Consider the following 25,818-nt stretch of genomic DNA (forward strand, 5'->3'; position numbering starts at 1 on the left):
TCAACGCACCTTCTCGAATCGGTCCGCCACATCGCGGTATTCCGCGCGCACCGCGGTCTTGGACATTTTGCCGTTGGGCAGCCTGGGCAGTGGTTCGGATCGAATGACCACGTAGCGGGGCACCTTGTAGTCGGCCAACAATCGCTCGCAGTGCGCTACCACCGCCGCGGCGTCGACGTCGCCGCCGGCGGCGGTGACGATGGCGGCCGGTGTCTCCCCGAAACGTTCGTCGGGGGCGGCGATCACCGCCACCTCCTCGACACCGGCGAGTTCGCCGATGGCCCGTTCGATCTCGACCGGGGAAATATTGATACCGCCGGTGATGATCAGATCTTTCATCCGGTCCACGAAGGTGATCCGGCCGTCCGCGTCGCGGGTGCCCAGATCGCCGCTGTGCAACCAGCCGTCACGCAGCGCCTGTGCGGTGGACTGCGGATCGTTCCAGTAGCCGGGGGTGACGCCCGGTCCGCGGAGCACGATCTCGCCTTCTTCCCCGGGTTCGGCCTCGTTGCCGTCCGGGCGGATCACCTTCAGTTCGGTGAAGATCGAACCCGTGCCGCAGCTGCCGGGGTGGGTAAACGTCTCGGCGCGTTTGGTCGCGGTCGCGACGCCGCCCGCCTCGGTCATCCCGTAGATCTGACGCAATTCCACGCCCTTGTCCGCCCAGGTCTTCAGGAGTGCGGGCGCGACGGCCGCGCCGCCGACGATGGCGGTGCGCAGCGAGGAGACATCGGTATCGGCGAAGGCGGGAGTGCGGGCGATGGCCTCGAAGACCAGGGGCACACCGAACAGTGTGTTCACCCGGTGCTCGCCGATCAGCGCGACCGCCCGCTCGGGACGCAGTTCCTTTTCGACCACCAGCGTGTTTCCCAGGACCACGGCCATGATCAGGCCCCAGACCACACCCGGGGTGAACACCAGCGGTAGCAGCAGCAGTGCGGTCGAACCAGGTCGCAGGCCCTCCTCGGTGAGCGTGGCCTCGAAAACGATATCGAGCAACGTCCGATTGGTGCAGACGACACCCTTCGACAGACCGGTCGAACCGCTGGTGAACAGGAGCGCCACGGGATCGTCGCGGTCGACGTCGACGCGGAAATCGTCGCGGCCGTCGGCGCGCAGGCCGGTGAACTCGTCGAAGAACTTCGCCACGAAATCATCGCCCAGTTCCCGGGTCTGCGCGATCGGCTCGGCGAATTCGGCCGGGGCGATGGCCAGCACCGCACCCGAATCATCGAGCACCTTGCGCAATTCGGCCGGTTTGAGGCGGGGATTCAGCGGAACCAGCACCGCGCCGGCCTTGAGCACCCCGAGCGCCAGCACCGGCCAGATCAGCGAGTTCGGGCCGAGCACCCCCACCCGCTCCCCCGGCGCGATCCCGGCGTCGGCCAGGTGCCGCGCTACGCGGCTCGACCAGTCCTGCAGTTCCCGGTAGGTCAGCGCCTCGTCCTCGACGATCAGCGCCCGCTGATCCCCTTTGGTCTCGGCCCACCAGCACAGGGCCGACCCGATTGTCGCAGCCATCGTTGTCCTTACTTCTGTGTACGGCGCCGTCCGGACCCGGTGGCTCTCAGGAGGCCTCGGTGAAGCCGCGATCCTCGTCGAACCACATCGCGACCCGCGACAGCGTGCCGCCATCGGTGGTGGGCAGCGTGACCCCGGAGATGTAGGCGGAATCGTCGGAGACGAGGAACAATGCGGCGCGGGCGTTGTCCAGCAGTGACGGCGGCCGGTTGAGCTTCAGCGGAATCGGGGAGACGGCGGGCTCCCACGGACCGGCGACCTCTTCGTAGGACTTGCCGACCACCGGGGTGCCGGCGGGGGCCAGGAAGTTCGGTGACATCCCGTGAGTCGGGGCGATGGCATTGACCCGGATGCCGCGCTTACCGAGGTCCAGGCTCAGGCCGCGCACCAGGCCGTTCACGCCGGCCTTGGTGGCCGAGTACATCGCGATGCTGTGGTAGGCCGCGATCGACGCGGCCGAGGAGGTCGCGAGGATGACCCCGCCACCGTTGGCCTCGAGCACCGGGACCGCGGCCTGCGCCGCGTACACGACACCGCTGAGGTTGACGCCGAGGACGTGGTGCCAGTCGGCTTCGGTGAGATCTTCGAAGGCGACCTGTTCACCCCCGGCCACCGAGGGAACACCGCCGCGGGAGACGACGCCGGCGTTGGCGAACATGATGTCGAGTTTGCCGAACTCGGCGACGGTTCGGGTCACCGCCTCGGTGATCTCGGCCTTCTTACTGACATCGGCGACCAGGGCGATGGCTTCCCCGCCCTGCTCCCGCACCAGTTCGACGGTGCCCTTGGCGCGTTCCGGATCGATATCGACCACGCCGATCCGCGCGCCCTCGGAGGCGAACAACTGGGCGGATTGCCGGCCGAGACCGGAGCCGCCGCCGGTGATGATCGCGACCTTGTCCTGCAGTTTCATCTGCGAGCTCCTTTGCCCACCAAGTGACGACCGGGCCTCCGGCGTCGGTGATTCTGGATGATTCGAGTCGAGCGCACCGGCATCGAGTCACGGTGCGGAAGTCGGGGCTTGCCGGGGTGATCGGCTGCCGTGTGATCCACGCTACAGAGCGAGCTGTGATACGTCAATCAATATTTGTATTTTGACAAATACCCGCCGTACCCACCCGCGCTCAACGCCCGGTCCACCGAGGCTCGCGCTTCGCCGTGAAGGCGCGCGGGCCTTCCTTCGCGTCCGCGCTGGACAGCACCACTTTCGCGGCCGCGCGGTTCACCTCCCATTCCCCGGGCGACCAACCGGTATCCGACGCGGCGCTCTCGTGCAGCACCTTCTTGCTCTGCTGCACCGACACCGGCGCGTTCGCGGCGATCACGCCGGCGAGCTCCACGGCGACCGCCAGCGCGGTACCGGCCGGGGCAACCTTGTTGACCAGGCCCAGTTCGTACGCCCGGGCCGCCGAGATAGATTCGCCGGTGAACACGATCTCGGCGGCGATCTTCGCGGGCACTTGGCGGTGGATCCGCAGCAGGCCGCCCGCTGCGGCGAGCAGCCCCCGCCGGACCTCGGGCAGACCCAGCGCGGCGTTCTCGTCGATCACCGCCAGATCCGCGGCGAGCACGATCTCGGTACCGCCGCCGAGCGCGAACCCGTTGACCGCGGCGATCACCGGTTTGCCGATCCAGTGCCGCACGATGCCGGCGAAATCCCACTCCCGATGATCGGGGTCGTACACACTGCGGCCGGCGGCGATCTCCTCGAGGTCCGCACCCGCACAGAAGCCGCGGCCGGCGCCGGTGATCACCACGACCCGGACCTCCGGGTCGGCGGCGGCCCGCTCCAGCGCGGCGCCCGCCGCCGCGGAGAGCGCCGAGTTCACCGCGTTCAGGGCGTCGGGCCGGTTCAGCGTGACCACGGCGATGTGGTCGTGCACTTCGCACAGTGCCGCGGGTTCGGATGGGGACACGATGCCTCCTGGAAGGAACGAGTGGGGATCAGAGATCGAGCACAAGACGAGGTGTACGACTTCGGGAAACGCAGATCATCATGGCGTCGTTCGCGGCTTGCTCATCCTCGGTGAGGACCGAATCGCGGTGTTCCGGGCGGCCCGACAGCACAGCGACCTCGCAGGTTCCGCAGGTACCTTCCCGGCAGGAGAAGTCGACCTCCGCGCCGCCGCGTTGCAGAGCGTCGAGCACCGACTCAGATTCCGCAACCGTCACCACCGCACCGCTGCGCGCGAGTTCGACCTCGAACGCGCCGGCGGGCGCCGCGCTGACTTCTTTGGGAGCGAACCGTTCGACGTGCAGGGCGAGATGGTCACGCTCGCGGCAGGCGGTTTCGATCGCCCGCAGCAGCGGTTCCGGACCGCAGCAGTACACCGCGGTATCCGCCCCGGCGGCGTCCAGCGCGGCCGCCAGGTCGAGCAGACCGTATTCGTCCTGTGGGTTCAGGCGGACCTGCTCGGGGTACGCCGCCGCCAGGTCGGCGGCGAAGGCCATACTCCCCCGCGACCTTCCCCCGTACAGCAGTCGCCACGGCTTCCCCTGTTCGGCGAGGAGCCGCAGCATCGGCAGCAGCGGGGTGATACCGATACCACCGGCGACGAACAGGTACGAGGGAGCTTCCACCAGCCCGAAATTATTGCGGGGCCCGCCGACCTCGAGCAGATCGCCGATTTCCAGCTTGTCGTGGACGAAAACCGACCCGCCCCGCCCGTCCGATTCGCGGAGCACCGCGATACGCAGTGAGGACCGGTCCGTGGGATCGCCGCACAGTGAGTACTGCCGGGTGATGTCACCCAGAACGAGATCGATATGGGCGCCGGGCGCCCACTCCGCTACCGCCCCGCCGTCCGGATCAGCGAGCGTCACTGTGACGACGCCGTCCGCGACGGAGTCTTTACCGGCCACCCGCATACGGCGGGTCGTCCGAGTATCACCCATCACCTCTCCGTTCCCTCTCCGATAAATCTTATGCTTTTAGTTTAATCAGAGGCAATAGCCACGTGGGGCGATCCTCCATAGATAACACATACCTGATAAAACTAATACTGTTAGCTAACCGACGAGAGGAGACGGTGGATGAGTACAGCGGTGTCGCAGGGCGGATCGGTACTCGACCTCTTCCGCCTCACCGGCCGCGTGGCCGTGGTGACCGGGGCGGGCAGCGGACTCGGAGCAGGGTTCGCCCGGGCGCTGGGCGAGGCAGGCGCCGATATCGTGGTCGCGGGACGGCGACGCGATAAGCTCGACCAGGTCGCCGATAGCGTGACCGCCCTGGGACGGCGCTGTCTGGCGGTGCCGACCGATGTCACCGACCCCGGCCAGTGCGAGGCATTGGCGCGCGCTGCCGTCGCCGAATTCGGCCGGCTCGATGTACTGGTGAACAACGCGGGTGTCACTCACACCGCGCCGGCCACCCGTGAGGACCCCGACGACTATCGGAAGGTGCTGGAGGTCAATCTTTTCGGGGCGTACTGGGCGGCGCAGGCGTGCGCGCGGGTGATGCGCCCCGGCTCGAGCATCGTCAATGTCTCGAGCATGCTCGGGCTGGTCAAGTCGGTATTGCCGCAGGCCGCCTACGCGTCCAGCAAGGCAGGCCTCATCGGGTTGACGCGCGATCTCTCGCATCAGTGGGCCGGGCGAAAAGGTATCCGCGTCAATGCGATAGCGCCGGGTTTCGTCGACACCGACATGATCGGCGAGATGTCCACCGACACCCTGAACGAATTCCTGCGGGACTGCTCCCTCGGCCGTACCGCCACGCAGCGCGAGATCGACGCGGCCGTGGTGTTCCTGGCCGGCCCCGCCGCGAGCTATATCACCGGCTCCACCCTCGCCGTCGATGGCGGCGCGTCCGGCCACTGAACAGCAGAGGAGATTCGAGCCATGACCTCGACCAGCACCGTTGTGCGCCTACGGGACGCGGGTGTCACACTCGTCGCCGACCGCTTCGAACCCGCGGCCGGCGCGGACCACGGCACCGTGGCGACGACAACGATGTGCTGACCGAGGGACTGCTCACCTTCCTCGACGAGTCGGTGCCGCACCCTGGGCCCGGCCCCGCCGCACGTTAGGATCAACCTCACAACGCTAGGTAAGTCGCCTGGCGCGACCCGAGTGGAAAGCCGCCTATGCCTCGCCCGTCGCAACCGCTGATCAGCCGCTCCTCGGTGGTGGCGGCTTCCATCGAGATCATCGACACCGAGGGCTTGGACGCGTTCAGCCTGCCACGGCTCGCCAAACATCTCGGCGTGCGCGCACCCTCGCTGTACCACCATTTCGCGGATAAATCGGAGATCCTGGCCGCTGTCGCACGCCACATCGCCGGGGCGGGAAGCATTCCGCGCCGTAAACCCGGTCCGGATTGGCCCGAGTTCTTCGTCGCCCTCGCGCTGAACCTGCGCCGCTCGATCCTGCGCCACCGCAATGCCGCGCCGATCCTGTTGCAGTACCTGCCCCGGGATCTACTCATCAGCACATACGAGGAAACCGCCCGTTTCCTCGCCGATTCGGGCGTACCACCGCATCTGCACGTGCAGATTCTCGACGGGATGGAACGGATCACCCTGGGAGCCGCGCTCACCGAGGCGATGCGCGGGCCCAGCACACGGTCCACGATCTTCCCGAATGTCGACGCGGACTCCCAGCCCGTGCTGACCGTCGCGCTGGCGGCGAACAGGATGACCTCCAAGCAACTGTTCGAGGAAATGGTCCGCAGCTTCCTGCACGGCGTGGTGCGCGACGCGGAGGTCGCCGTGCCCGCCTGACCAGCGAGCGAATTCGGCCGGCACGAGGGGGGCGACCTCGTACCGGCCGATCCAGCGCAGTGTCGATTCCTGCGCGGGCTTCCTCGCTAGTGCCCGGATGCGGGCATATGGACCGTCTTCGTCTCGAAGAACTCCGCGAGTCCCTCGACGCCGCCTTCCCGGCCCACCCCGGACTGTTTGTAGCCACCGAACGGCAGGGTGAAATCGATGACCGAACCGTTGACGCTCACGGTCCCGGTCCGGATCCGCTGGGCCAGCGCGTAACCGCGCTCCAGGTCCTCGGTGTACACCGCACCGGACAGCCCGTAGATCGAATCGTTGGCGAGGGCGACCGCATCGTCCTCGTCCTCATAGGTGATGAGCGAGATGACCGGGCCGAACACCTCCTCCTGGGCGATGCGCATATCGTTGCGCACCCCGTCGATCAGGGTGGGGGCGACGAAGTAGCCCCGGTCGAGCCCGTCCGGGCGGCCGCCGCCGGTGAGCACTGTCGCCCCGTCCCGGACCGCGGAGTCGATGTAGTTCTGCACCCGCTCCTGATGACGCGCTCCGGCGAGCGGACCGAGAAAATTCTCCGGTGCCCACGGATTGCCCATCGGCAGCGCGGAATACGCGGCAGACAACGCCGCGGCGACCTCGTCATGGCGCTTACGCGATACCAGTACCCGGGTCAGCGCGATACACGCCTGCCCCGACTGCATACATCCACCCATGGGCAGCGACTGCAGGACGTGGTTCAGATCCGCGTCGTCGAGAACGATGGCCGCGGATTTCCCACCCAGTTCCAAGGAGACCCGGGCGATCCGCTGCGCGGCGAGCGCGGCGATCCGGCGCCCCGCCCCGGTGGAGCCGGTGAAGGTGATGTGGTCGACGCCCGGGTTGGTGACCAGGGTTTCCGAAACCTCCCGGTCGGCGAGGAGAACGCTCACCACACCTTCCGGAATCCGGCCCTCGGCAACGAGTTCGGCGATCACATCGGCGAACACGGCGGGCGACGCCGGTGCGTCCGGAGCACCTTTGAGGATCACCGAACAGCCCGCCGCGAGCGCGGGCGCGACCTTGAACGCGATCGTGCCGATGGGGCCGTTCCACGGGATGATGGCCGCGACGACGCCGGTGGGTTCGGACAGGATGCGCGAAATCCCACCGTCGGCGCGGGTCCGATCCTCACGAACCGTGAAGTTGCGGGCCTCCTCCGCGACCGCCCGGAACAGGCTCGCGGTCATCTGCTGGGTGCCGGCACTGACCGTGACCGGCACGCCGACCTCGAGCACGCCGAGGGTGGTGAGTTCGTCCCTCCGCTCGTCGAGCCGGGTCGCGATCTCATCGATCACCGCTGCCCGTTCGGCCATGGACTTACCGGCCCAGATGCCCGAGTCGAACGATTGCCGGGCAGCGTCGACGGCACGTCGGACATCCTGCTCGGTGGCACTGCGGATACGGGCCACAGTTTTTTCGCTCCACGGATCGATCAGTTCGATCCATTCGTCGCCGGTGGAGTCGGTCCAGCGGCCGCCGATGAACACCTGCTCCCGGTCGGTGACCGGCGGTGCGGACAGGGCGGTATCGGTGGTTGTCATGGCGCGGTGCCTTTCTCAGCGATTGTTGTAGCCGGCGTCGACGGGCAGGGTGACGCCGGTGATGTAGCGGGCCTCGTCGGACGCGAGGAAGACCAAGGCGTTGCTGATATCGACGGCCTCGATCAACTCGACCGGCATCGGGTTCTTGTACGCGTCGTCGTTGGCGACATCAGGATTGGCGTCGACGAATGCGCCGTATTCGGCATTGGCGACCATCGGAGTGTTCACCCCGGTGGGGTGGATGGTGTTGACCCGGATGAAGTGCTTCGCGAGCTGCTTCGAGTACAGCCGCATGAGCCCGACGACTCCGTGCTTGGCGGCAGAGTATCCGGCCTGCCCCGGGAAGGTGCTCAGGCCGATACTGCGCAGACCGGCGGCGGAACTGGTGATCGCGATGGAGCCACCCTCCCCGCGCTCGATCATGCCGGGGACGGTCACCTCCAGCGTGTGCCAGACGCCGGTGAGCATGGTGTCGACCGCGTCGTGCCACGCCTGCGGCTCGCTGCCCTGGTCCAGCACCGGCATGATGCCGGCGTTGGCGACCACGGTGTCGACGTACCCGAATTCGGCGAGACCCGCGTCGTAGGCCCGCTGCACATCGTCGCGATCGCGCACATCACCGATGGTGGTGACGATCCGGCCGCCCGCTTTCTCGACCAGGCGCACTGTCTCGGCGAGGTCGTCCTCGGTCGCCATCGGGTAGAACACCGACGGGATCTGGGCACAGATATCCATCCCGATGATGGCGGCGCCTTCTTCGGCCAGCCGGACGGCGTGTGAACGCCCTTGGCCGCGCGCCACACCGGTGATGAACGCGACCTTGCCGTCGAGACGTTTCATGAATTTCTCTTTCTCGCTGAGGTTTTCGAAGAGATCGATGCCGGGGTGAATTCCCCGCTCCCGTGCACCGGCCCGCTGCCGACGCGGGCGCGGAACTGATGCCGAATGACTGTGAGTGGTGTCACAACAAAGTACTGCGGACCATCGCCGCGGTCAACACGGAACAGAAAACGTTTTTTATCTCATGTTTCAGATACACCGAACAATGTGTGCGTCTCCTCCTGCTCGAAGGACAACAACCGCAACGTCCGGACAGCACGCTCATCGGCGGGATCCACCCGGATCAGCGCCACCTGCGCGCCGGCGTCCCGCATCTCCCCCAATGCGCGCGTCAGCAGCGCCGAGCCGATCCCGCGCCTACCGGCACGCGGCGCGACGGCGGCGGCCCGGATCCAGGCGCCACGGAATTCGGCGTAGGGGGTGGTTCCCGCGTCGAACCGAACCAGGCCCACCGGACCCCGCGCATCACCGACGGCGATCACCCGGCCGGGTCCGGGCACCGATGCCGCGGCGAGTGTGTCCGGCAGCACCGCAGCCGCGAATTCGGCCGCACCGCCCCATCCGTCGGCAGAGCGCGACCCCGGTATCTCGATGCCGACGTCGACTGCGCCGAGCGGGACGGCCCACGGCCCGGACAGATGCCGCACCAGCGTCCACCGCCGGTCGACCGCGGCGATGCCGAAGCGCGCGGCCAGCCGCTCGGTTGCCGGATGAGTACCGTAGGCCCACGCGCGCAACCTCCGCGCACCGGTCCCGCACCATCCGCCCGGTACAGCGACCTCCAGGCCCAGTTCTTCCACCAGCAGAGTGGCGACCCCACGCGAGCGATAGTCCGGGTGCACCACGAACCGCACGGTGCCCAGCCCGTCCGGATCCACCCGGAGGTTCAGATAGGCCACGGTCACCCACGGCGCGTCCGCGCGCATGCTCAGATCACGACGGGCGCGGATGGGCAGATGCGCGACGCGGACCGCACCGCGCGAACGTTGACCGGGCACGCTCGCGTCGATGGTGGAGAAACCGGCCTCCGCGTCGTACTCGGCCGCGGCGCCGATCAGCGCGGTTACCTGCGCGAGGTCCGCGGCATCCAGTTCGGGACACCATCGGTAAGAGATCATCCGTACTCCTCGACGAGCGGAAGCTGGCCCTAAATCTAACGGTAGTCGGTTTTCGGGGCAATGCCCCGCGCTTTACAGGTAAAACTAACTGATTTAGATTTAAGCAAGGATCGGCGGCGGTCACGCCGCCGCGCATCAGATTGGAGGTAACCCGATGACCGAGGTCGGAGCACCCCGCGAGGAGCGCATTCGGCGCACCCTCGACCACCTGCGCAACGACACCACCGACGCGTTCGAGCACACCACCTGGTTCGAACCCGAGGAGTTCACCGATACCGCTGTCGCCAAGCGCGAACGCGATCTCGTCTTCGGCCGGGTGCCCAGCATCGTCGCGCACGGTTCCGAGATTCCGCGCGCCGGCGATTTCTTCACCCTGCAGTTGCCCCGGAACAACGTGATCGTGGTCCGCCAGCGCGACGGCAGCGTCAAAACCCTGGTCAACCTGTGCCGGCATCGCGGTGCCATGGTCGAGAAAGAGGAGAAGGGCCGTTGCCGGTTGTTCTCCTGCCCTTACCACCGCTGGTCCTACGACACCGACGGCAGTCTGCGGACCATCACCCGCGACAACACCTTCGGCGAGGCCGAACGAGCGCAGATGGGCCTCGTCGCATTGCCCACCGAGGAGCGGCACGGATTCATCTGGGTGATCGACGACGCCGGCGCCGAGATCGACGTCGCGACCTGGTTAGGACCCGAGATGGACGCTGTCCTGGCGTCCTACAACCTCGAATCGCTGGTCACGGTACGCAGCGAAGGTTTCGACGAGCCGGTCAACTGGAAGATCATGCAGGACGCCTTCCTCGACGGCTACCACATCCAATACGCGCATCCGAACACCGCCGCCAAGCACATCCACACCAACGTGCTCGCCTTCGACGATTTCGGCCGGCACTGCCGCTTCATCGCCCCGCGCAAATCGATCGACCGCTGGATCGAGGAGGACCCCGGCGACCGCAGCCTCGCGGGTCACGTCACCGAAACCCATTTCCTGCTGCCCAACAGCACCCTGCTGCGCCAGCCCGACCACTTCCAGCTGCTCACCTTCCGGCCCCACCCCACCGACCCCCAGCGCAGCCGCATGGAGATGCGCCTGATCGTGCCCAAGGTGGAGGACACCGAGATGACCGAGGAGCGCTGGACCCGGCTGTGGGACAAGAACTGGGAGATCCTGCTGGCCGTGCTGCACGCCGAAGACTTCCCGCTGCTGCGCGATTCCCAGGTGAGCATGGCCAGTGCGAATGCCGGGCGGATGATTTTGGGCCGCAACGAGGTGGCCAACCAGGTGTTCCGCCGCGGCGTGCAGCAACTACTCGCCCAGCCCTGAGACGGAAGAACGAAGGAGACCCGACCGTGCAGAGCGACCTCTTCGACGAAGACCACGAACTGTTCCGCGCTTCGGTGCGCGGATTCGTCGACAAACACGTCGTACCGAATATGGAGAAGTGGGACGCCCAGCGCCTCATCGACCGCGATATCTGGCTCGCCGCCGGCCGCCAGGGCATCCTCGGCCTGTCCGTACCGGAGGAATTCGGCGGCCCCGCCGAAACCGACTACCGCTACCGGGTGATCATCCAGGAGGAGATCGCCCGCGCCGGTGCCTCGGCACTGCAGTCCGGTTTCTCCACCAACGACGATATCGTCCTCAACTACCTGCTCCGCCACGCCACCGACGACCAGCGCCGCCGCTGGCTACCCGGATTCGTCACCGGGCAGACCATCGGCGCCATCGCGATGAGCGAACCCGGCGCGGGCAGCGATCTGCGGGCCGTCACCACCACCGCGGTACCCGACGGCGACGACTGGATCATCAACGGCGCAAAAACCTTCATCACCAGCGGTATCCTCGCCGACCTGGTGATCGTCTTCGCCAAGACCGACCCCGAGGCCGGCTCCAAAGGATTCAGTCTGTTCGTCGTCGAGGACGGTACCGCCGGTTTCACCCGCGGCCGCAAACTGGACAAGGTCGGCCTGCACGCCCAGGACACCGCGGAACTGTTCTTCGACAATGTCCGGGTGCCGGCCGCGAACCTGCTCGGTGAGCGCGGCGCCGGATTCGCCTACCTCATGCAGTCGCTGCCGCTGGAACGCCTCGGTATCGGTATCGCGGCCCAGGTCTCGGCCGAGGCGGTGTTCGGCTGGACCATGGACTACGTGAAAGAACGCACCGCGTTCGGCAAGCGGATCGGCGAATTCCAGGGAATGGGTTTCGATCTCGCGCAACTGCGCACCGCCGTGGAGGTCTCCCGCGCCTATCTCGACCGCTGCGTCCGGGAACACAACAGCGGCACTCTCACCGCGGTGGACGCGGCCAAGGCCAAGCTGTGGGCCACCGAACTACAGGGCCGGGTCATCGACGCCGGGGTCCAGTTCCACGGCGGATACGGATACATGATGGAGTACCCCGTCGCCCGGGCGTATCTGGATCACCGCATCCAGCGGATCTACGGCGGCACCAACGAGATCATGAAAGAGATCATCCACCGCGACCTGATGAAAGCCTGATCTGTGGCCGTGGGCTCCCACCCACTCGAGCTCGTTCTCGACCCACCCGGACAGTGAGTCCACGGCCCACCACGCTCCAACAAGAACGGCTGCCCGTCGCTGTACCGGACCGACCGCAATACCTATGTTGTTCAAGGTCGGCGGATGCCCGGGAACGATGGAGTGCTGGAGATCCCACACCCGCTACTCACGTTCCTCGAACCGGGTACATGTCTGGGTGTGTTGCTCCAGGACATGAGATGGTTCTCGATTTCTACGACGACACACCGTCGGACCTCGAACCCGGGTCGGCCGCCCGCCTCGAACGTCAACAGGTTCTGTACCGGGGGCAACCACCGTTTCTATTTCCTCATCGCCGAACAGGTGCTCCACACCCACGTGGGCGATCCGAATGTGATGGTCGAGCAGCTGGACCGGTTGCTGACCGCAATGTCCCTACCACGTGTAGTGCTGGGTATCGTGCCGGCGGGGGCGGAGTACCGGACACCGGTGATGAACGACTTCATCATGTTCGACATCCGCATGGTGCAGGTCGAGACCATATCTGCTGAACTGACCATCACCCAGCCCAGCGAGATAGCCGTGTACGGCAAGGCTTTCCATACCCTCACCAGCCAGGCGATCCACGGGCAGGCCGCGCGGGCGATGATCACGGCCGCAATGAACGGTTCGGCGCTGTACCCGTAGCCACCGGCTGGAGAACCCCGGCCCCGATCAGCACGTCGATTTCGGCGCTGACCATGCCGAGTTCGGCGCAGATCTCCCGGGTGTGCTCCCCGGCGAGCGGTGCCTGCCGGGTCGGCGGGTCGGCGATCCCGGTGAACACGGCCGCGCGGGCGACGGCGGGCAGACTCATGGGCAGGAGGTCGTGCTCGACGCGGGTGTAGGTCGCGCGGGCGGTGAGGTGCGGGTCGGTGAGCAGCTGCGGGAGCCGCAGCATCGCGCCGGCGGGAACGCCCGCCGCTTGCAATTCGGCGGCGGCCTCCTGGGGGTCCCGGTCGCGTAACCAGGCGGCGAGAAGCCGGTCGACCTCCGATCTGTTCGCGATACGGTGCGCGGCGGTCGAGAAACGGTCGTCCGACCGGAGGTCCGGCCGGTCGAGGACGCCGCACAACGCAGCCCACTGGTGGTCGTCGCGCACGGTGACAACGCACCATTCGTCGTCACCCGCACAGGCGTAGACGCCGCTCGGTGCCGCGTACGGATCGGCGTTGCCGGGGGCGGTGACCGTGCCCGCGCACAGGGCCTCGGTCACCAGCTGGGTGCCGAGGTGCACGAGGGCCGTATCGGCCTGTGCCACTTCGATATGCGCACCGTGGCCCGTGTGGCGGCGGCCGATCAGGGTGGCGAGTACCGCCACCGCGGTCACCTGGGCGGCGATATGGTCGGGATAGACGGTCTGGCCGTCGCAGAGCAGTTCCGCGTCGTCCGGGTACCGCCAGAGGGCGGAGACACCGCACGACGCGCGGACCAGCGGACCGTAGCCGAGGCGGGCCCGCCAGGGGCCGGTACTGCCGAACGCGCTGGATTCGGAGATCACGAGACGCGGGTTGATCTCGGCGAGCACGTCGTAGGACAGGCCCATCGAGGCGAGGGTGCCGGGTTTGAAATTGGCCAGGATCACGTCGGCGCCGGCAGCCAGCCGCCGGAAGACCGCCGAGCCGTCGGTACTGCGCAGGTCCAGGCCGAGGCTGCGTTTGTTGCGATGCCCCCAGGCGACCGAGGCGGCGAGCGCCGAGCCACGCCTGGACTGGCGCAGGCCGTCCGGGAAGTTCGCATTCTCGATTTTGATCACGTCGGCGCCGTAGTCGGCGAACTGGCGGCTCAGTTCGGCACCGAACACGATCACACCCAGATCCAGCACCCGAAGACCGGCAAGGGGCGCGGCGGCCGGGTCACCTGCCCCGGTGTCATGGCGGGCGGACCGGACGAGGGGCGCCGCGGCCAGGTCACCGGTCGTGGTGGCGGCGCGGGTGGGCCGGGCGCGGTCCGCGGTGATATCGCGTGCGGTCCGGGGGAACTCCCTGGTGTCGTGTTCACCGGGTTCCGGTGCCCGCGTGCGGAATCCTGCGCGGCGACCGTCGAGCGAGACGTATCCCGAGGGCACGCGGGCACGTAACCCGCAGGCGATCTCGGCGTCCGCGAGCACGCCGGAGACGGCGAACTGTTCGGTGCCGAGGACCTCGGTCAGGGTGTGCACTCCGCCGACCGGGACACCGCGCCGGGAGCCCTCGGCTACCAGTTCGGACTGGGTGTATTCGGCGAAGAGTTTTTCGATCAGAGGGTGCAGGGTGTCCGCCGCCGCGAACCGGGCGGGGATGGTGTCGTATTTCGGGTCGGCGAATTCCGCCGGTGCGCCCAGCCATTCGAACATTGCGCGCCACTGCCGTTTCGCCAGCATGCAGATCCGGACATGTCCGTCGCGGCACGGGAACACCGGATAGAAGTTCGCCGCGTCGGGGCGCCCGCGCGGGAAGTCTTCCGACCGGCCGGCGGCCGCTGATCCCTGCGTGCCGAAACCGGGATCGAAACCGTGCACGATCGCCTCGAAGGCGGAGACATCGACGGTGTCACCGTGCCCGGTGTCCAGGCGGTGATGGTAGGCGAGCAACGCAGCCCAGGCGGCGTGGACGCCGACCGATTCCTCGATCAGGCCGGCGGGCGGCAGCAATGGTTCCGCACCGGGCGCACCGGACCGCGACAGCACACCCGAGAGGGCATACAGGACGGGCTCGGTGGCCTGCCAGTCGCGGTAGGGCCCGTCCTGGCCGAATCCGCTTATCGAAACCCACACCAGCCCCGTTGCGACAGAACGGATCTCGGCCGGACCGACGCCCAGGCCGGACAATCGGCCGGGCGGCTGCGATTCGACCAGAATATCCGCAGTTCCGGCCAGTTCGCGCAACCGCTCCCGGCCGGTCTCCGTGGCGAGGTCCGCGGTGATCGCGAGCTTGTTCGCATTGCGCAGCGCGAAGGGAATACTCACTCCGTCCACGACGGGTTCGGCGGCCCGCGAGAGCGAACCGCCCGGTTGTTCGATTCGGATCACTTCCGCGCCCAGGTCGGCGAGGTAGCGGCCGCAGGATTCGCCCAGCCCGTCGGTGAGGTCGAGGACACGGACGCGGTTCAGTGGGAGGTTCATCGTCGACTCCGTTCGATCTGCCATGTGCTCACCGCGTCCCGAAGTAGACGGATTTCGCGGTGTAGTAGGGAGCGAGTCCTTCCGGGCCGAGTTCGCGGCCGAGACCGGAATCCTTGACGCCACCGAACGGCGCGTCCAGGTCCAGCTGGTAGTGGTTCACTCCGACGGTCCCGGATTCGATCCGGCCGGCGATGGCCAGGCCGCGTTCCTCGTCGGTCGTCCAGACGGTGCCGCCGAGCCCGTAGCGGGAGTCGTTGGCCATTTCGATCGCGTCCTCTTCACCGTCGTAGGGGGTGATGGTCAGGACGGGTCCGAAGATCTCCTCCTGGGCGATCCGGGCGGCATTGTGAACTCCCTCGAACACCGTCGGCTCGACGTACCAGCCGGTGGGCCGGTCGGCCGGGGTGCCGCCGCCGGTCGTGACGCGGTAGCCGTCCCATCGGCCGGATTCGACGAACCCCAGGACCCGCTCCCGCTGGGCGGCGCTCACCAGCGGGCCGATCTGGGTCTCGCGGTCCAGCGGGTCACCGATCCGCAGGTTGCGCACGGTTTCGGTAACCGCCTCCACCACCTCCGCGTAGCGGCTGCGGGGCGCGAGAATACGGGTCCCGGCATGGCAGGTCTGGCCGTTGTTCACCAGCGACACCTCGAGCAGGTTCGCGGCGAAAACCTCGAGATCGGCATCGGCGGTGACGATCGAGGCGGATTTCCCGCCGAGCTCCAACGTGACCGGTCGCAGCAACCGCCCGCACACCTCGCCGATCGCTTTCCCGGCCGCCGTGGAACCGGTGAAGGCGACCTTGTCGACACCCGGGTGCTCGACCAGGTGAGCCCCGGCCTCCCGACCGCCCACGACAACGTTCAGCACACCGGGCGGCAATCCGGCCTCCAGCGCCGCGTCGGCGAAAACATAGGCGTCCAAGGCTGTTTCGGGCGCCGGTTTCAACACCACAGTGCAACCCGCGGCCAGCGCGGGGGCGAGTTTCATCGCCGCCAGGGACTGCGGATAGTTCCACGGAGTGATCGCGGCGACGACACCGACCGGGTCACGGCGCACTACGGTGCGACCACCGAACGCACTCGGCCGCACCTCATCACGTTCGGTGCCGCGCACCGCGTTCGCGTAGTAGCCGACCATGAGACTCGGCGCGTAACCGTTGACATTGATCGACAGTGCGATCGGCATACCGTTCTCGCGGCTGGCCAGCGCGGCGGTCGCCTTCGCCCGGGCGCGCAGGGCGGCGGCGAATCGGTCGAGATACTCCGCGCGCTCGGCCGGGCTCAGCGCCCGCCAGGCCGGTAGTGCGCGACGCGCGGCGGCCACGGCCGAATCGATATCGGCGACCGTCGCCAGCGCGGAGGTGCCGAGCACCGTTTCCGTGGCCGCCTCGATCACCTCGACGGTGGTCTCGGTATGTGGCTTCGTCCATTCGCCGTCGATGAACAACGCGCGGCGATCCAGAGTGGTGTCCATATCGGTCCTCGGATAGTGCGGAGGTGGTCAGAGGGTTTCTTCGCGGCCGAACAGGGTGGAACTGACCAGTGGCGCCATCGGACCGCCGATGAACAGCGAGAGATGGGCGTCCGCAACGGGATTGGTCGAGGTGCCGCGGATCTGCCGGACGGCTTCGACGGCGAGGCCCATACCGTTCACGAAGGAGTCCGCGATATTCCCGCCGCTGGTGTTCACCGGGAGCTTGCCGATACCCGCGGTCAGGTTGTCGACGGTGAGCACCTCCCCCGCGGCCGGTCCGGTCGGTGCGAGACCGTGGTCGATCAGCGCGGCGACGGCGGGGCCGCTGAAGTTCTCGTACACCTGGACGACATCGATATCGTCCGGTCCGAGGCCCGCCGCGGCCCAGAGCCGACCCGCGACACCGGGACGGCCGGATCGTCCGGCGAAACCCGCGCTCGTGTAGAGGTCGTCGTTGTCGATGATCGACGAGTAACCGCCGGGTGCGCCCTGCGCGCCGGCCAGGACGTACGCGGCGTCGGGGCGTATTGCCTGGGCTCGTTCAGCGGAGACCAGGACCAGCGCCACCGCACCGTCGTTCTCACGGGAGCAGTCGAAGAGGTGGAACGGTTCGGTGATCATGCGAGAGGTTTCGTAGGTCTGCTCGTCGAGCGGTTTGCCGTAGGCGGCGGCCGCCGGATTGTTCTGCGCGTGCCGATAAGCCGCGAGGACCAGTGCCCGCATCGCTTCGCGCGGTACCCCGTCGTGTTCGAGCAGCCGCTGCGTACGCAGTGCACACACCTGGGCGGGTGAGCCGACACCGTGGGCGAGATAGTGCGGCCCGTAGAAGTATTTCGCGTATCCGAGCCGCCCGGTGTCCTCCTGGGCCATCGACCGGAACACCACGACGCATTCGGCCTGGCCGGCGGCGATGGCGACCGCCGCATTGTTGATCGCGGCGGCGACGGCACCGCCACCACCGCCCCACATCATGTTCGACCAGCGCACCTCCTCGACGCCCAGCGCGCCGCCGAGTATCGCGCCGTCGTGGCCGCCGCCGCCGGCGTAGGACACGAAGCCGTCGAGTTCGCGCGGCGAGATCCCGGCGTCGGCGCAGGCGGCGACGATCGCCTCCAGGGTCATCCGTAGTTCACCGTGCGGCGCCGCGCCGCGTTTGTAGTGGATATCCGCGACGCCGACGACCGCGGCGGCTCCGCGCAGCAACGCACCGGTCACGGCCGCGCTCCTTCCGTGGTTTCCCGCCGCCACCGCAGCAAAGGCCACGTGGCGCCCGGGTCGAGTTCGATATGCCCGACGACCCGCTCACCGATCCGGACCGACTCGGCGTCGGCGCCGGTGAGGATCCCGAGGACTCGGCGGTCACCGGCGGCGGGGAGTTCCACCAGCACCGTCACGTACGGAGTCCGGTCGGCGAGTTCGGTGATGAACGGGTAGTGGCTGCGCGACCAGCTGTAGACGGTGCCCACCGGATCGACCGCTTCCCAGCCGGGGTCGAAGGTGTGGCAGGCACCGCAGATCCACTGCGGCCCCCAGATCCATACCCCGCACTGCCCGCACCGCTGCAACCGCAGTTCGCCCGCGACCAGTCCGTCCCAGTACGGCTGGTCGAGTCCGTCCTCGGCGGGACCCCACGGATAATCGCGCGGCGTCGCCACCTCGGAGCCCGGTGCGCTCGTACCGCCGGGCGGGGGCCCTGCGGGGTCACGCTTCGCTACCGCCTCCGGGCCCGACCCACTCATGCTGTGTCGATCGGGCACGAGCGGGGGCCCTGCGGGGTCACGCTTCGCTACCGCCTCCGGGCCCGACCCACTCATGCCGGGTCCCCCGGGACCGGGAAGTTCTCCAGCGCGGCAGCTTTCCAGACACCGTCGCGCAGTTCCCAGATCGAGCGCAGGCCGATCATGCCCTGGGCGGTGTCGTAAACCGTTTCGCCGATCTGTTCATCGCCCTCGGCCCGGACAGCCTTGATCTCGTACCCGTTCACCGCACCCCGGGGCACGGTGACGCCCTCGAAGACGGCCGGCAGATTCTCCGGAACCATATCGGCCAGCGCCGCCTTCATATCGCCTCGAACGACACAGCCGACGTGACGTTCGTACAGCGCGCGGAAATCTTCTGCGGACATGTTTTCTCCTTGCTCCCCCGGGGTCGCCCCACAGCGGGTGGGGGAACCCTTCGACATTTACCTTATGACTTTAGGTATTTTTGGTCAACGACCGAGTTCACAGCCTCCATGGGAGTGCCTCACCAGGTGCTGAAACGGAAACTTCCGGCGGCGGATATCTCGACGACCGCACCCGCCGTCTCGGCGGCCACCAGGCGCGCCACGGCCTCCGATTCGGTGGTGGACGCCAGGGTCCGGCCACCGCCCGGAGTCCGTGCGGCGAGAAAACCGCGTTCCGGCTCGCCCGAGCGGTCGTAGACCACGGTCCAGGCTTCAGCGGTCGCGGGCCCCGCGTACTCGGGTTCCGCACGAACGGTCGGTTCCCGGTCCACCGCGCCCTGCACGTCCTCGCGACGGAACCCGGCTCGCGCCGGTTCGGTGCGGTACACACCGAAAGCGTGTTTGGTCAGGTAGCCGCTGTTGGCGGTCACCAGACCGTAGGTGCCCGGTGCCGCGCGCAGCCGGGTCGCCATGGCCGCGATCGCGTGGGTGCTGTAGTTGTTCCACGGACCACCCGCGAACGTCAGGCCACCGGTGACCGTCAGCGGGCGGCTCGGATCGTCGACCGCCACGCCCAGTTCCCGAGCGGCCACCTGAACCGCCGAGGGGAAACACGAGTACACGTCGATATGGGTGAGGTCGTCGAGTCCGATGCCGGCCAGTTCGAGGGCACGGGCACCGGCGAAACGGATGGCCGGCGACCGATCGAGTGCGCCGCGGGCGGCGATATCGGCGGTGTCGTGCGCCTCGGTGCCCGACTGCGGAAACACCCAATTCTCCCGGGCGATACCGAGTCTCGTGGCCGTCTCCACCGAGCACAGCAGCAGCGCGGCACCCTGCTCGACCATATTGTTCGAGTTCATCAGCTTGGTGTAGGGCGCGGCGATCCAGCGGTTCCCGTCGCTCGGTGTCGCGATCTCCGCGGCGGTGTGCACACGCTGCGTCCAGGCGTACGGGTTGAGCGTGGCGACCTCACTGAACCCGGCCCACAGTTCACCGATCGCGGCGCGGTGCTCGGCGATGGACCGGCCGGCGCCGAGCCGCAGGGCTTGTTCGAAGATCGGGTAGAGATAGGCGGGCCGGTCGAGCCCGGCGCGCATCTCGGTATCCGACCGCATCGGCACTTCGGGGACCAGTATCGGCGCCGGCGGGACGGATTCGTCCTGTACGGACCACTCCGGCCGAATCCCCTCAGCGCGCAACTTCATCCGAGTCCGCCATGATTCGGCGCCACCGATCAGGACCACATCCGCCCGCCCGGCCGCGATCTCCTCGGCCGCCGCGTTCACCAGCACCTGCGGAGTACTGCCGCCGCTGCCGGTGTATCCGGTGTGCCGGGGTTCGGCGCCGATCCGGGCCGCGACCAGCGCACCGGGGTCGCGGTAGCGCCACGACAGCAGACCCACGATCCGCACCGAGTCGACCAGTTCGAGCAATTTCGCGCTGCCCGCTTCGTCGGCCGCGCGGAACGCGGCGTCGGCGATCAGCTCGATCGGTTCACGACCGCCCGCCCGATCGCTGATCTGGCCGCCGCCGACGAGTACCGGGGTACGAGGATCCAGCGTCACGACCGCACCGCCTCCAGGATCTGCTCCCGGGATTCGGGTCGCGGCCGGCCGCCGAGTATCAGCGTGGTCGGGCAGGTCGGTTTCCAGCGATTCACGATGTCCTCACAGATTTTGTCGGCCGGTCCGACAAGCGCGACGTCTTCCACCATTTCGGTAGGCTCTTCGGTCATCCACACCCCGAACGGACTGTTGCCCGCGATGACCTCCGCGGTGTTCAGCGCCGCGTCCAGCAGACGATCCGCGGGCTCCACCGACGATACGATCCCGATCCGCTGGGCCTCGTCCGCATCGACCGAGCGGCCGGTGAGCAGGATCTGCGCCGCCCGGGAGAAACCGATCATCCGCGGCAGCAGCCAGCTCACCCCGATATCGCAGTTCGACAGACCCCTATTGATGAACGACGCGTGCAGTGCGGCGGTATGGGCCATGATCCGGATATCGGCCATGAGCGCCAGCGCCATACCACCGCCCGCGGCGGCGCCGTTCACCGCGGCGATCACCGGCGCCCGCACACCCCGGAACGTCTCGACGAGCGAGGCGATGTGCTGTTGCACTCGCAGCCCGGCGGTGTTCATCGCGTCGAGCGCATCGGGGCGGTTCAGGCGTACCAGCAGCACACCCGGCCACGGCCGCTCGGTCTGGATCAGGTCGGACATATTTCGCATCACCTCGGATGGTCTGGCACAGCCCTTCGTGGCGAGTGGGGCGTCGACACTAAAGCTAATGGCTTTAGGTTAATTACTCAAGATGCCACCGCTCGAGAACAGCGCGCCGGCACGAAGTGGGCACGGCACGGCCGTTGTCCTGTAGCCGACGGCTACACCGGACCGCCCAGCCGGACTCCGACCTCCTCACCCGATACATGGCATCCCTCGGCGCCGACCAGGAACGACACTGCGTTGTTCACCAGCACGGTCGGCGGGCCGAGCTCGGTGGTCATCGCGGTGATCAACGCCGTGGCCTGCTCGGCGTCGGAGATATCGGCGCGGACGGCGATCCCCCGGCCGCCGCCGGTGACGATCGCGACCCGCTGGTGTTCCGTGGCGTGCGTCGCGGAAGGCCACGTCCCAGTCGACCGGCACGAAGTCGCCGGACTCCGCACCGCGTGGAGTCCGCCGTTTCAGTGGGCGGTCGAGACGGTCGGGGTCGTCGTGTACCTGGAGGTAGTGCACACCCTTGTGGCAGCAGAAACCCTTGTGTACCGGGTGTTCGATGTCCGGGCGCAGCCGGGTCACCTTCCCGTCGCGTACCTCGGCGAGCAGACCGCAACCCGGTTCGCAGATTCGGCAGAACGTGTGGACCTGTTCGGCTACCACCCGATCACCCTCGGTCGCGCTCGGTGGCGGCGACCAGCGCGGCGACCGCGGGGTCGACGATCTTGACCCGCGGCCGCCCCGATTCCTGCCCGCGCTGCCGCTCGTACCGGTCGATCGCACGCCAGTCCGCGCCGCTCGAGACGTCCGGGCATCGGCGCCGGATCAGCGCCGCGAAATCCGCGGCCGCCGCGGACGGCGTGCGGAGCCGGCCGCGGCGATGATCCGCCACCAGCGCGGCCACCGTTTCGGCCGCACAGTATCGATTCGTGCCGATCACCCCGGTCGCGCCACGTTTGATCCAGCCGGATACATACTGGCCGGGAACCGGTTCACCGCTGTCCGGATCGATCACACGCCCTGCGACATTGGCGACTGTTGCCGTCTGCTCGTCGAACGGCAGGCCGGTGATCGGCAGGCCGCGATAGCCGGCGGCGCGGATCACCAGGCCGCACCGGATCGACTCCGATGCCCCGGTCCCGGTGCCGCGCACCGTCAGTGCCGTGGCGCGCGCACCGCCTTCGACCTCCACCGGTGTAACCCCGAAGCGCAGCACGATCCGCTTGTTACCCGGGGTCGGCCGCCGCCGGGCGTACTCGGCCAGCACCCGCAGTTTCATCGGGGCGTCCGGCCCGGCGGCGACCGGGCAGTCCACCAGCACATCGACCCCCGGCAGCGAACCCAGCGCCAGCAGTTCGGGCGTGGTGCAGGCCGCGTGTTCCGGCCCGCGCCGGCCGAGTACGACCACCGCCTCCACCGCACTCTCCGCGAGAGTCGCCAGCGCGTGATCGGCGATATCGGTGCCGCCCAGCCGCTCCGTGCCCGTGACCAGGATGCGCGCGATATCGAGGGCGACATTGCCGGTACCGATCACCACCGCCCGGCGCGCCGACAGGTCGAAGGTCCGGGCGGCATGGTCGGGATGGCCGTTGTACCAGGCGACGAACTCGCGCGCGGAGTGACTACCCGGCAGATCCTCACCGGGGATATCGAGCCGGCGGTCCCCGGCCGCGCCGGACGCGTGGAGCACGGCGTGGTGGTATTCCAGCAGTTCCGCGACCGCCACGTCCCGGCCCACCTCGACACCGAGGTGCATAGTGAAACCGTCGCGGCGAGCGGTCCGCGCGAAGACCCGGTCGACCGTTTTGGTACGCCAGTGGTCCGGGGCCACGCCGAAACGCACCAGCCCACCGGCCACCGGCAACCGTTCCAGCATGGTCACCTCGGCAGCGATATCACGGCGGGCCAGCAGTTCCTCCGCCGCGTAGAACGCGGCCGGACCGGATCCGACGACGGCCACCCGCAACGGTGCCGGTGCGCCGTCGGTGGCGGTCGCGATGGACAGCGGCAGCGGCTGGACATGCGCGCCCGGCGACGCTTTTCGCGGATGGCGATCGAAGTACTCCGCATTCAGGTCGCGATAACGCTGCTGCTCGGGCCGGAGCGCGTCCGCGGACGCGATGGCGTCCACCGGGCACACATCGGCGCAGGCCCCGCAGTCGATACAGGCACCCGGGTCGATGTGGAGCATTTCGCTGGTCCGGTATTCGCGTTCGGCCGGAGTGGGATGGATACAGTCCACCGGGCAGACCGCGACGCAGGTGGCGTCGTTGCAACAGTTCTGGGTGATCACATAACTCATCGAGTGCGCTCCTCGCGGCGGCGGGTGACGGTGACCGGCACCCCGTTGAAGATCGGGGCCGCGGTCAGTGGCTCGAGCGCGGCGGTATCGTCCACCAGCGCGTTGTAATCGGTGCCCGGTGCGGCGGCCGAGCGGGTGGTGCGCAGCCCGGGTCCGCGATGTCCCCACCCGTGCGGCATGCTCACCACGCCGGTCCGCAGCGCGTCGTCGACGCGCAGTTCCGCGGTGACGGTGGCGATCGAGGAGGCGACCGTCACCCGATCGCCGTCCACCAGTGCGCGCCCGGCCGCGTCCACCGGGTTCATCAGCAACGCGCACTGGCCGTCGTCGGGCTGGGGCAGAGCGTTGTGCAGCCACGAGTTCATGGCCCGGCGCTGTCGCCGGTTGATCAGCAACAGGTCCGGCACCGGCCGCGCGAGACTCCCCCGTAGGCGGGCGATGTCGGCGACGATCGGTTCCGGCATCACCTCGACGCGGCCGTCCGGCGTGCGCAGCACCTCCGGGAGACGGGGGCGCAGCGGACCGTAGTCGATGCCGTCGGGATTCGCTTCGAGCAGCGCGAGAGTCAGGCCGCCGGGTTCGGCGCCGAAGCGGTCACCGTAGGGGCCGCTGCGCAGCCGCAGATCCAGCAGTCGTCCGGGTCCGTGGCGGCCGGTGGTCGACGCGAGGGCCCGATCGGGTTCGACACCTGCCAGTTTCGCGGCGCGGCGCGCGGCGACCGCTGCGACCTCGTCGTCCAGTTCCTCGATCGAGCGACCGGATTCCCCCTCGGCGATGGCGGCCAAGCGCAGCAGGATCTGCCACTCCGCGAGTTCGTCGTCGGCGAGGTCGAGCAGGGGCGGGGTGTAGCGGGCGACATTGCGGATCTGGAAATGCGCGAGGGTCACATCGTGATGACCGCGGGTCGCCAGCGGTGGGGGCGGCAGGATCACATCGGCGTACCGGGTGGTTTCGTTGACATAGCAGTCCACCGACACCATGAATTCCAGTTCCCGCAGCGCGTTTTCGACATGCCCGGTGTTCGGCAGCGACCGGGCGGGGTTGCCCGCCACGGTGAGCAGGGCGCGCGTGCGTCCCGGCCCCGGGGTCAGTATTTCCTCGGCGAGGCAGACGGCGGGAAGTTCACCCATGGCCTCCGGCAGTCCGCGCACCCGCGACCGCCATCGGCCGACCATCGGGCGCGCGGTGGATATCGGCCAGGTATTCGGCCCGCCACAGGGCGGCAGCGCGAACATCGCGCCGCCGGGCCGGTCCAGGTTCCCGGTCACGATGGTGACCACCTCGACCAGCCAGTTCGCGATGGTGCCGAATTCCTGCATACAGCTCCCCATCCGGGAGTGCGCCACGGCCGATCCGGCCGCCGCGAAACCCCGGGCCACCCGGCGTACGAGTTCCGGATCGATACCGCAGGCGGGACCGACCACCTCCGGCGGGAATTCCCGGGCCAGGTCCAGGACTTCGGCCACCCCGTGGACGGATTCCGGAATACGCGCCGGGCGCGACAACCGCTCCGTCGCGATCACCGAGAGCACACCGAACAGGAACAACGCGTCGGTGCCCGGCCGGATCGGCACGTGCAGATCGGCGAGGGCGGCGGTATCGGTCCGCACGGGATCGACCACGACGAGGGTGCCGCCGCGTTCACGTAGTCTGCGCAACCGGTCGGCCATCCCGGGCGCCGTGACCGTACTACCGTTCGACACCACCGGATTCGAACCCAGGATCAACAGGTATTCGGTGCGGTCGATATCCGGCAGGCTCAGTCCGAGCCCGGTGCCGTACAGCAGGATGTGCGCGAGATTCTTGGGCCAGGTGTCGACGCTGGCCGGCGAGTAGATACCGCGTGTGCCCAGAGCGGCGATCAATTCGCCCAGATAGAAGGTCGTGTCCAGATGGTGCGCGCCGGGGTTTCCGTGATAGATCGCGCAACTGCCGGGGTCACCGGTGACGAATTCGGGTAGCCGGCGGGCGATCTCGCCGAAGGCCTCGTCCCAGGTCGCAGCGCGGAATCCGCCCTCGGGAGTACGCAGCAGCGGTGTGCGGACCCGATCCGGGTCGGACTCCAGCGCACCCAGCCCGAGGCCCTTGGCGCAGCTGTGCCCACCGCTGAACACATCGCGTGGATTGGGCGCGATCCGGGTGATCCGGCGGTGGTCGATATCGACGAGCAGACCGCAAGTCGATTCGCACAGCGGGCAGATCCGGTGCGCAGCACGCAAAATGGTCATTTCAC

General features: G+C 68.1%; 22 protein-coding genes and 1 pseudogene. 5 read left to right on the forward strand and 18 right to left on the reverse strand.

Annotated features, from left to right (window positions below):
* From IEY68_RS16750 to IEY68_RS16765, 4 genes are all read right to left on the reverse strand, one after another.
* Window positions 1-1,521, reverse strand: a complete 1,521-nt coding sequence (locus IEY68_RS16750) for a class I adenylate-forming enzyme family protein (RefSeq protein ID WP_058855961.1) — start codon at window positions 1,519-1,521, stop codon at window positions 1-3.
* A 46-nt stretch (window positions 1,522-1,567) separates the two neighbouring features.
* Window positions 1,568-2,434, reverse strand: a complete 867-nt coding sequence (locus IEY68_RS16755) for an SDR family NAD(P)-dependent oxidoreductase (protein ID WP_058855962.1) — start codon at window positions 2,432-2,434, stop codon at window positions 1,568-1,570.
* A gap of 211 nt (window positions 2,435-2,645) precedes the next feature.
* Window positions 2,646-3,437 (reverse strand): enoyl-CoA hydratase-related protein, encoded by a 792-nt coding sequence (locus IEY68_RS16760; RefSeq protein WP_058855963.1) that lies wholly within the window; start codon window positions 3,435-3,437, stop codon window positions 2,646-2,648.
* A 28-nt stretch (window positions 3,438-3,465) separates the two neighbouring features.
* Window positions 3,466-4,416, reverse strand: a complete 951-nt coding sequence (locus tag IEY68_RS16765) for a PDR/VanB family oxidoreductase (protein ID WP_058855964.1) — start codon at window positions 4,414-4,416, stop codon at window positions 3,466-3,468.
* 138 nt (window positions 4,417-4,554) lie between these two features.
* Here IEY68_RS16765 and IEY68_RS16770 point away from each other — a divergent pair, with 138 nt between their 5' ends.
* Window positions 4,555-5,340, forward strand: coding sequence for an SDR family NAD(P)-dependent oxidoreductase (locus tag IEY68_RS16770; protein ID WP_058855965.1), 786 nt, complete (start codon window positions 4,555-4,557; stop codon window positions 5,338-5,340).
* Window positions 5,341-5,606: 266 nt separating this feature from the next.
* Entirely contained in the window at window positions 5,607-6,242 is a 636-nt protein-coding gene (locus IEY68_RS16775) for a TetR family transcriptional regulator (protein ID WP_058855966.1), read from the forward strand.
* Between the two features lie 86 nt (window positions 6,243-6,328).
* Here the strand turns inward: IEY68_RS16775 and IEY68_RS16780 are convergent, their stop codons facing one another.
* From IEY68_RS16780 to IEY68_RS16790, 3 genes are all read right to left on the reverse strand, one after another.
* Complete coding sequence (locus tag IEY68_RS16780; protein ID WP_058855967.1) at window positions 6,329-7,822, reverse strand: aldehyde dehydrogenase; 1,494 nt, start codon at window positions 7,820-7,822, stop codon at window positions 6,329-6,331.
* A gap of 15 nt (window positions 7,823-7,837) precedes the next feature.
* Complete coding sequence (locus tag IEY68_RS16785) at window positions 7,838-8,662, reverse strand: mycofactocin-coupled SDR family oxidoreductase (protein ID WP_058855968.1); 825 nt, start codon at window positions 8,660-8,662, stop codon at window positions 7,838-7,840.
* 182 nt (window positions 8,663-8,844) lie between these two features.
* Window positions 8,845-9,780, reverse strand: a complete 936-nt coding sequence (locus IEY68_RS16790) for a GNAT family N-acetyltransferase (RefSeq protein ID WP_058855969.1) — start codon at window positions 9,778-9,780, stop codon at window positions 8,845-8,847.
* Window positions 9,781-9,934: 154 nt separating this feature from the next.
* Here IEY68_RS16790 and IEY68_RS16795 point away from each other — a divergent pair, with 154 nt between their 5' ends.
* From IEY68_RS16795 to IEY68_RS16805, 3 genes are all read left to right on the forward strand, one after another.
* Window positions 9,935-11,104: an aromatic ring-hydroxylating oxygenase subunit alpha gene (locus IEY68_RS16795; RefSeq protein WP_058855970.1), complete on the forward strand. Its 1,170-nt coding sequence runs from the start codon at window positions 9,935-9,937 to the stop codon at window positions 11,102-11,104.
* A gap of 26 nt (window positions 11,105-11,130) precedes the next feature.
* The gene (locus IEY68_RS16800; protein WP_058855971.1) at window positions 11,131-12,282 is read left to right on the forward strand and encodes an acyl-CoA dehydrogenase family protein; all 1,152 of its coding nucleotides are present in this window, start codon (window positions 11,131-11,133) and stop codon (window positions 12,280-12,282) included.
* Window positions 12,283-12,426: 144 nt separating this feature from the next.
* Window positions 12,427-12,969, forward strand: coding sequence for a Scr1 family TA system antitoxin-like transcriptional regulator (locus IEY68_RS16805; RefSeq protein ID WP_058855972.1), 543 nt, complete (start codon window positions 12,427-12,429; stop codon window positions 12,967-12,969).
* On the opposite strand, the gene IEY68_RS16810 is transcribed toward IEY68_RS16805, so the two are convergent.
* The 11 genes and pseudogenes from IEY68_RS16810 to IEY68_RS16860 all read right to left on the reverse strand — a co-directional run bounded on the left by IEY68_RS16810 (window position 12,932) and on the right by IEY68_RS16860 (window position 25,813).
* Complete coding sequence (locus IEY68_RS16810; protein ID WP_062999800.1) at window positions 12,932-15,424, reverse strand: CaiB/BaiF CoA transferase family protein; 2,493 nt, start codon at window positions 15,422-15,424, stop codon at window positions 12,932-12,934. The genes IEY68_RS16805 and IEY68_RS16810 overlap by 38 nt on opposite strands.
* A 28-nt stretch (window positions 15,425-15,452) precedes the next feature.
* Window positions 15,453-16,898: an aldehyde dehydrogenase gene (locus IEY68_RS16815; protein ID WP_058855973.1), complete on the reverse strand. Its 1,446-nt coding sequence runs from the start codon at window positions 16,896-16,898 to the stop codon at window positions 15,453-15,455.
* A 27-nt stretch (window positions 16,899-16,925) separates the two neighbouring features.
* Window positions 16,926-18,113: a thiolase C-terminal domain-containing protein gene (locus IEY68_RS16820; RefSeq protein ID WP_058856071.1), complete on the reverse strand. Its 1,188-nt coding sequence runs from the start codon at window positions 18,111-18,113 to the stop codon at window positions 16,926-16,928.
* On the reverse strand, window positions 18,110-18,637 hold the full coding sequence (locus IEY68_RS16825) for a Zn-ribbon domain-containing OB-fold protein (protein ID WP_082681515.1): 528 nt from the start codon (window positions 18,635-18,637) through the stop codon (window positions 18,110-18,112). Before IEY68_RS16825 ends, IEY68_RS16820 begins: the two co-directional genes overlap by 4 nt.
* Before the next feature lie 71 nt (window positions 18,638-18,708).
* A complete protein-coding gene (locus IEY68_RS16830) occupies window positions 18,709-19,023 on the reverse strand; it encodes a hypothetical protein (RefSeq protein WP_058855975.1) in 315 nt (104 codons plus the stop codon).
* Window positions 19,024-19,142: 119 nt separating this feature from the next.
* A complete protein-coding gene (locus tag IEY68_RS16835; RefSeq protein ID WP_062999802.1) occupies window positions 19,143-20,630 on the reverse strand; it encodes an acetyl-CoA acetyltransferase in 1,488 nt (495 codons plus the stop codon).
* Window positions 20,627-21,286, reverse strand: coding sequence for an enoyl-CoA hydratase-related protein (locus IEY68_RS16840; RefSeq protein ID WP_058855976.1), 660 nt, complete (start codon window positions 21,284-21,286; stop codon window positions 20,627-20,629). The genes IEY68_RS16835 and IEY68_RS16840 overlap by 4 nt, the downstream gene beginning before the upstream one ends.
* Before the next feature lie 161 nt (window positions 21,287-21,447).
* Window positions 21,448-21,732, reverse strand: a complete 285-nt coding sequence (locus tag IEY68_RS16845) for an SDR family oxidoreductase (RefSeq protein ID WP_058855977.1) — start codon at window positions 21,730-21,732, stop codon at window positions 21,448-21,450.
* 67 nt (window positions 21,733-21,799) lie between these two features.
* Window positions 21,800-22,066: pseudogene (locus tag IEY68_RS37115) on the reverse strand (hypothetical protein); the annotation flags it as partial.
* Entirely contained in the window at window positions 21,951-23,585 is a 1,635-nt protein-coding gene (locus IEY68_RS16855; RefSeq protein ID WP_058855978.1) for an FAD-dependent oxidoreductase, read from the reverse strand. The pseudogene IEY68_RS37115 and the gene IEY68_RS16855, both read right to left, overlap by 116 nt.
* The gene (locus tag IEY68_RS16860) at window positions 23,582-25,813 is read right to left on the reverse strand and encodes a molybdopterin-dependent oxidoreductase (RefSeq protein WP_058855979.1); all 2,232 of its coding nucleotides are present in this window, start codon (window positions 25,811-25,813) and stop codon (window positions 23,582-23,584) included. Before IEY68_RS16860 ends, IEY68_RS16855 begins: the two co-directional genes overlap by 4 nt.
* Window positions 25,814-25,818: the final 5 nt, after the last annotated feature.

Source organism: Nocardia jinanensis (genome assembly GCF_014645735.1).
GTDB lineage: Bacteria > Actinomycetota > Actinomycetes > Mycobacteriales > Mycobacteriaceae > Nocardia > Nocardia jinanensis.